Origin of the sequence: Streptomyces sp. SM1 (assembly GCF_002910825.1) — a bacterium.
Lineage (GTDB): Bacteria > Actinomycetota > Actinomycetes > Streptomycetales > Streptomycetaceae > Streptomyces > Streptomyces okerensis.
Window position 1 is genome coordinate 1 of sequence record NZ_NEUB01000872.1, and the last position, 7,438, is coordinate 7,438.

Genomic DNA, 7,438 nt, shown 5'->3' on the forward strand with positions numbered 1-7,438 from the left:
CGGCTCCGTCTCCGCCGAGGGCTCGGACGAGTCCCGCGACAGCGGTGCCGCGGCGACGGACGGCGACGCGGACGACGACACCCCGGAGCCGGAGTCGGCCGACCACGGCGACGGCACGGAGCCCGAGGACCGGGACGTCGAGCGTGCCGCTGCCGGCAGCGCGGCCGGGTCGGAGACGCCCGAGCGCGAGGACGGCACGGACACCGACCGGGAACCGGCGTCGGACCACCCGTCCGGGACCGACCGCGACACCACACCCCCCGCCGGGCCCGCCACGGACAGCGGTGACGCCACGCCCGCAGCCGGGAACCCGGAAGCAGGGTCCGCCACCGGGACGCAGGCGCCCGAGCGCGAGGACGGCACGGACGCGGACCGGGAACCGGCGACGGAGAACCCCTCGGAGAACGGCCGCGACGCCGCTACGCCCCCCGGTGACGCCACTGGGGCTCGGACTGCCGAGGACGGCACCGACGCGGACCCGGCGTCGGACCGCCCGTCCGGGACCGGCCGTGACGCCGCACCCCCCGCCGAGCCCGCCGCGGACAGCGGTGACGCACCCTCGGAAGCGGACCGCGAGGACGGCAGGAAGGCCGAGGGTTCCGTCGATCAGCCCACCGCTGTCTTCCGGACGCGGCCGCCCTCCGTCGACCAGCCGACCACCATGCTCAAGCTGGGCGACGCGGGCGCCGAGGCCGAGAGCGACGCCGAGGACGAAAGCCAGGACGACAGCCGGGACGGAAGCCGGGACGACAGCCGGGACGACAGCCGGGACGAGGGCCAGGACGAAAGCCGGGACGACAGCCGGGACGAGGGCCCCGCCGAGGCCGAGCGGACCAGCAGGTTCGTCGCGCTGAAGGACTTCGACGACCCCGCCGCCCGCAAGCCCCCGCGCACCACCGACGCCACCACGGCGTTGCGGGCCGTGCCGTCCGCCGGGGCCGGCACCTCGGTCCCGCCGGCCGGGCCGGAGCGGACGACGCAGCAGCCGTTGCCGCCCAGGCCGCCGCTGGATCTGCTGGCCGAGCTGACCAACACCCCGCCGCCCCCGCAGACGCCGCTGCGCACGGCCGTGCGGCGGGTCAAGATCTGGACGCCGCTGGTTCTGCTGCTGGTGATCGTCTTCGCGGTCGTGCAGAACGTCCGTCCGCTCCCGGCGCCCACGCTGGAGCTGACCGCCGAGGACAGCTACACCTTCGAGGGCGGCAAGCCCGAGATCCCGTGGCCCGCGGACGGCCAGGCCGCGCTGGACGTGCAGGGCATCGGCACCTTCGGCTCCTCAGGTGAGCAGAAGCCCGTACCGATCGCCAGTGTCGCCAAGGTCATGACCGCCTATCTGGTGCTGCGCGACCACCCGCTCAAGAGCGGCGCCGAGGGTCCGATGATCAAGATCGACGAGCTTGCGGAGAAGCAGTCCGACGCCGGGCAGGAGTCGACCGTCGACGTCACCGCGGGCGACGAGATCTCCCAGCGGGAGGCGGTCGAGGCCGTGCTGATCGCGTCCGCGAACAACGTGGCGCGGCTGCTCGCCCGCTGGGACGCGCAGTCCGAGGAGGCGTTCGTCGAGAAGATGAACGACGCCGCGAAGGACCTCGGCATGACCGACACGACGTACACCGACCCCTCGGGGCTGAACGACACCACCGTGAGCACGGCCGTGGACCAGGTGAAGCTGGCCAAGGAAGCGATGAAGCAGCCCGCGTTCCGCGAGGTCGCCGCGATGATGTCGTACGACGACTACAAGGGTGTCAACCACTCCAACTGGAACCAGCTGGTCGGCCACAACAACGTCGTCGGCATCAAGACCGGCACCACCACCTCCGCGCTCGGCAACCTCGTGTTCGCCGCGAAGAAGGAGGTCGGCGGGGAGACCCGGACCGTCGTCGGCGCCGTGGTCCGCCAGCCCGCGGGCGGCAAGGACAACACCATCCTGTCCGCCGCCCTCACCTCGGGCGACGAGCTGATCCGGGCCGCGCAGGGCGCGCTGGAGTCGGCGACGATCCTGAAGAAGGGCTCGCTCGTCGGGTACGTGGACGACGGTCTCGGCAACCGGACGCCCGTCGCCGTCACCGAGGACGTGAAGGCCGTCGGCTGGGCGGGCCTCTCGGTGAAGCTGACGTTCGCCGCGGACGAGTTGCCGCGCACCGCGAAGGCCGGCACGAAGGTGGGAACGCTCACCGTCGGCGACGGTACGAGCAGTGCCGTCAAGTTCCCGGTCGCCCTCCGGGAGGACCTCGTGGAGCCGGGCTTCACGGACAAGCTGGCCCGTCTCACCTGAGACGCCGGCAGACGCGGCACACCCGCACCCCGCGGGCCCACGCCCACCCGGGCGACGGTCGACGGGGTGCGTGCTAGCGTCACGAAACGGGCAGGAATCGGGCAGGGAACTGGACACGGGGAGTGCCTTCAGGTGGCCACAGCGGAGCCGACACGCGCCGACGACGCCGAGCCCGGTCCGGGTTCGGGTTCGGGGTCCGGCCCGCGAATACCCGTGTCCGCGGCGCAGGGCCCCGCCCGGAACACCGAGGGCACCCCCGCCGCCCGGAGCGCTCAGGACACCCCGGGCACGGCTCCCGCGCCCGGTACCGCCACCGACCCGGGGGCCGTCGGCAGCCCGAGTCCTCCGAGCCCCCCGGACGCCCCTTCCGACGGTGACAGACCCGGCACCCCCGGTGCCGCCGGGGCCGCCGTACTCGCCGTGCGTGCCCGGATGCTGCGGCACCCCGTGCTGTCCGTCACCGCGTTCGCCGGCCTGCTGCACATCGTCTGGTTCTTCACGTTCGCCAACAGCGGCGGCGACCTCGCGGCGCAGGACGCGTGGGCGGAGTTCGTCGGCCGTCACCCCGACTCCGCGTACAACCTCGCCTGGTACGGCGGCATGCACCCGGTGTCGTACAGCGTGGTGTCGCCGTATCTGATGTCCGTCCTCGGGGTGCGGACGACGATGATGATCGCGGGGACGGTGTCGGCGGGACTGCTGACGCTGGTGCTGATGCGCAGCCGGGTCGTGCGCAACCCTCTGTGGGCGGCGCTGGCCGGGGTGTTCGCGCTGCTGTGCAACGCCGCCTCGGGGCGGGTGACGTACGGGCTCGGCACGATGTTCGCGCTCGGCGCGGTCGCCGTCGTCTTCTGCTGGCCGTACCGCTGGCGCCACAAGCGCTGGGCGAAGGCCCTGTGCGCGGCCCCGCTGGCGGCGCTGGCGACCATGGCCTCGCCGGTCGCGGGGCTGTTCGTGGGTCTGGTGGCGGCGGCACTGTTCCTGCAGAAGCGCCGGCCGGGGGCGTGGGCGCTGGGCCTGGCTCCCAGCGCGGTGGTGGCGCTGTCGGCGTGGCTGTTCCCGTTCTCGGGGACGCAGCCGATGGGTATCGGCTCGGTGGTCCTGCCGCTGCTGCACTCGGTCCTGGTGTATCTCCTGGTGCCCCGGGAGTGGCTGACCGTGCGGATCACGGCGGCGGTGTACGGGCTGGGGATCGTGCTGGTCTGGCTGGTCAGTTCGCAGATCGGCTCGAACATGACGCGGCTGGCGATGCTGTTCGGCGGTGTGGCGCTGGTGGCGGCGCTGCCGTTCGCGGTGCCGAAGTCCCTCAAGTGGTACGTGATCGTCGTCGCCGCCGTCGGCTTCCACGGCTGGATCGGCTTCAAGTCGGTCGACGACGTCGTGGACACCACCCCCCGTGCGTCCTGGGCGCGCGAGCTGGCGCCGCTGGTGAACGAGCTGCAGGAGGTCGGCGCCGAGCGGGGCCGGGTGGAGGTCGTCCCGGCCCGCTCGCACCGGGAGGCGTCCGCGCTCGCCCCGTACGTCAATCTGGCCCGCGGCTGGAACCGGCAGGCCGACATGGAGCGCAACCCGCTCTTCTACGACGACACCCTCAACTCGGCCAACTACCGCGAGTGGCTGAAGCGCTGGGGCGTGCACTTCGTGGTGCTGTCCAAGGACGAGCCGGACGGTGACGGCGGCCAGCGGGAGCGGGAGCTGGTGCAGCGCGGGCTGCCGTATCTGAAGCAGATCTGGGGCGACGCGAACTGGCAGCTGTTCGCGGTGGACGAGCCGACCCCGCTGGCGGAGCCGAACACGGTCGTGGAGCGGGCCGAGCAGGGCGAGTGGACGCTGCGGGTGGAGAAGGCGGGCCGGATCCTCGTACGTGTCCCGTACTCGCCGTGGCTGGGGCTCGTCGACGCCGAGGGCAAGGCGCTGGAGCCTCCGCAGGAGACGGAGGAGTCCGAGGGCCGTCCGGAGGGCGAGCCGAAGACGTACGAGAACGTCAGCGGCTGCGTGACGGAGACGGAGGAGGACGTGAACGGCGACACGTGGACGATGCTGCTCGCGCCGGAGCCGGGGGTGTACCGCCTGGCGGCTCCGTACCAGTGGGACCGGGGCACGCCCTGCCCCGACGAGCTGCGCTGAGCGCCGCGCCGCCGTTGTGCCGGCGCCGTGAACCGTCGACGCGGTGACCCGTCGGCGCGGTGAACCCCTGGCACGGTGAACCGTCGGCACCGTGCGTCCCCGATCACCTTCCCGGAGCGGGCCGGCCCACAGCCGCATCAGCTCATCGACATGAACCAAATTCAACCACCCGAACAACTTTGCCCGCTCTCGACCCGCCGCTTTCTTGTCGTGCCCGCGCCATCGCGCCCACGATGAGCGGGCACTTCGCGGCCCTTCACGTCCCTACCCCGCTCAGGCGAAGTGCCAACCAGCTGAGCGGTGTTCACAGTCGTGTTCACACGGCGGACCCTGGAAGGGGGGGGGCATGAACGGTCTCGACTGGGCGGTTCTCATCGGCTGCTTCGCCGTGATGGTCGCCATCGGTGTCTGGTCGCTCAAGCGGGTCGACAACGTCAGCGACTTCTTCACGGCGGGCGGCAAGACGCCCTGGTGGCTCTCGGGCATCTCCCACCACATGTCGGGCTACAGCGCGGTGATGTTCACCGGGTACGCGGGCATCGCCTACACCTACGGCGTGACCTCCTTCGTCACCTGGTCCTTCCCCATCGCCTTCCCCATCGCCTTCGGCATCGCCATCGGCTCCAGGCTGTTCGCCCCGCGCATCAACCGGCTGCGTTCCCGGCTCCATGTGGCCTCTCCGCTGGAGTACCTGAAGAACCGCTACGACCTGAAGACCCAGCAGGCGCTGGCCTGGTCCGGCATGCTGCTGAAGATCGTGGACGTGGGCGCGAAATGGGCCGCGATCGCCACCCTGCTGTCGGTGTTCACCGGCATCTCGCTCAACCAGGGCATCCTCATCACCGGTGTGGTCACGGCGATCTACTGCACCATCGGCGGCCTGTGGGCGGACGCGCTGATCGAACTCGGGCAGTTCGTCATCCAACTGCTGGCCGGTGTCACCATGTTCGTCGCGGTGGTGCTCGAACTCGGCGACCACGGCGGCTTCCTCGGCGCCCGGGACGAACCGGAGCTCCAGGGACACGGGGAACCGCTGGTGGGACCGTACGGCACGGTCTTCCTGCTGGCGTTCCTCTTCATCAAGCTGTTCGAGTACAACGGCGGCATGCTCAACCAGGCCCAGCGGTACATGGCCACCCCCGACGCCCGCGAGGCGGAGCGGTCGGCACGGCTGTCGGCGGTGCCGTGGCTGGTCTGGCCGGTGATCCTGTTCTTCCCGATGTGGATGTCGCCGCTGCTGGTGGAGTCGCAGAAGGCGGACGGCTCCGACTCCTACGCCCTGATGACCGAACAGCTGCTGCCGCACGGCCTGCTGGGCCTGGTCATCGTCGGCTTCTTCTCCCACACGATGGCCATGTGCTCCTCCGACGCCAACGCCATCGCGGCGGTGTTCACCCGGGATGTGGCGCCGGTGCTGTCGGCGAGGGCGCGGAGGTGGGGCGAGCGGTCGGGGCTGGTCGCGGCGCGCGTGACGACGGTGGTCTTCCTGGGGCTGTCCATGGCGGTCGCCACCCAGGTGGACTCCCCCACCTTCAAGGACATCATCACGGTGGTCATCAAGTGGGTGGCCGGCCTCATGGGACCGATCGCCATCCCGATGATGCTGGGTCTGCTGCGCCCGTTCCGCCGCTCCGGCCCCACGGCGGCGCTCACCAGCTGGGGGCTGGGCCTGTTCGCCTTCTGGCTGGTGAACTACCCCGTCGACGGGGCCGTCGACGGCGGCGTGCCGCCGGAGTACCAGGTGTCCATTCCGCTGGCGGTCTCGCTGGTCCTGTATGTGCTGATCGGCTACGCGAAGCCGGAGGACACGCCGGAGCGGCTGGCGATCATCGAGCGGGTCAACACCGACGGTGACGGGGGTTCGGCCTCGGCGGCGGTTCCGGGTCCGGCGGAGGAGAGCGTCCCCGCCCCCGTGAAGGACTAGGTGCACGGCTCCGTCGGCCCGCACGAGGCGTTCGCCGGCACCTTCCGCATCGCCGAGGGGCGACTGCTCCCGCCCACCGGCATCCAGGGGTGGCGTGCGGACCGTGCCGGGGGCCTGCGTTCCGCGCAATTCAGGGGTTCTGGAGTACCTGCCAGGCTGAAGGTGCAGGTCAGCGGGTTGGAGGCTGGTGACGCGGCCAGATTCGCCTAGAGACGCGATTTTGCGGATTCACCTGCGCTGACCTGGAGTTGCTCCGTAGGGTCTGGAGTCGTGTATGTGAAGACGACGAAGCGGGAGAACAAGTCCGGCACGGTCCGGTACCTGCACCTGGCCCACAATGAGTGGGATCCGGTGAAGGGCCGGGCGGTCCCGAAGGTCCTGTTCACGTTCGGCCGTGCGGACGACCTCGACCGGGACGCGGTGAAACGCCTGGTCGCCTCTCTATCACGGCTGCTGGAACCGGGCGAAGCACTGGCGTCGACCGCGGCGGGTGACCTGGAGTTCGTCTCCTCGGTCCCGTTCGGCGGCACCTACGTCCTCGATCATCTGTGGCGGCGACTGAAGATCGACAAGATCGTCGGGCAGGTCGGGCAGGTCGGGCAGCCCAAGCGGGGCAGACGCCGGGACATGTCGGTGACCGAGCGGGTGCTGTTCTCCATGGTCGCGAACCGGGCCCTGGCCCCGTCGTCGAAGCTGGCCGCCGCGGACTGGGTCACCAACGACGTGCATGTCGACGGCCTGCCGGCCTGCGACGACGACGCCTGCTACCGGGCGATGGACTGGCTCCACGAAGTCCAGGACGACCTGGAGAAGCGGGTGTTCGACGAGGTCGCGAACCTTCTCAACCTCGAGGTCGACCTGCTGTTCTTCGACACCACCAGCACCTACTTCGAACTGGAGGAGGCCGACGAGCTCGTCGCCCGCGACGACAAGGGCCGCCTCCTGCCCGCCGCAGACGACACTCCCGCCGACGCGGACGACAGTGGCGACGCCCCTGATCAGGCCGGGTTCCGCACGTCCGGGAAGTCGAAGGACTCCCGCGACGACCTTCCGCAGATCGTGATCGGGATGGCCGTCACGCGGGACGGGATCCCGGTCCGTGTCTGGTCCTG

The 7,438-nt window shown here is 71.0% G+C and carries 3 protein-coding genes and 1 pseudogene; all 4 read left to right on the forward strand.

The window, feature by feature from the left end; genetic code table 11:
* Positions 1-2,275, forward strand: a 2,275-nt coding sequence (locus B9S61_RS29075; protein WP_258039906.1) for a serine hydrolase, incomplete at its 5' end; no start/stop codon positions are given.
* Positions 2,276-2,407: 132 nt separating this feature from the next.
* Positions 2,408-4,402 carry an MFS transporter gene (locus B9S61_RS29080; RefSeq protein ID WP_103544907.1) on the forward strand — a complete coding sequence of 665 codons (1,995 nt, stop codon included), beginning with the start codon at positions 2,408-2,410 and terminating at the stop codon, positions 4,400-4,402.
* A gap of 346 nt (positions 4,403-4,748) precedes the next feature.
* The gene (locus tag B9S61_RS29085; RefSeq protein WP_103544908.1) at positions 4,749-6,326 is read left to right on the forward strand and encodes a sodium:solute symporter family protein; all 1,578 of its coding nucleotides are present in this window, start codon (positions 4,749-4,751) and stop codon (positions 6,324-6,326) included.
* Positions 6,327-6,602: 276 nt separating this feature from the next.
* Positions 6,603-7,438: pseudogene (locus B9S61_RS29095) on the forward strand (transposase); the annotation flags it as partial.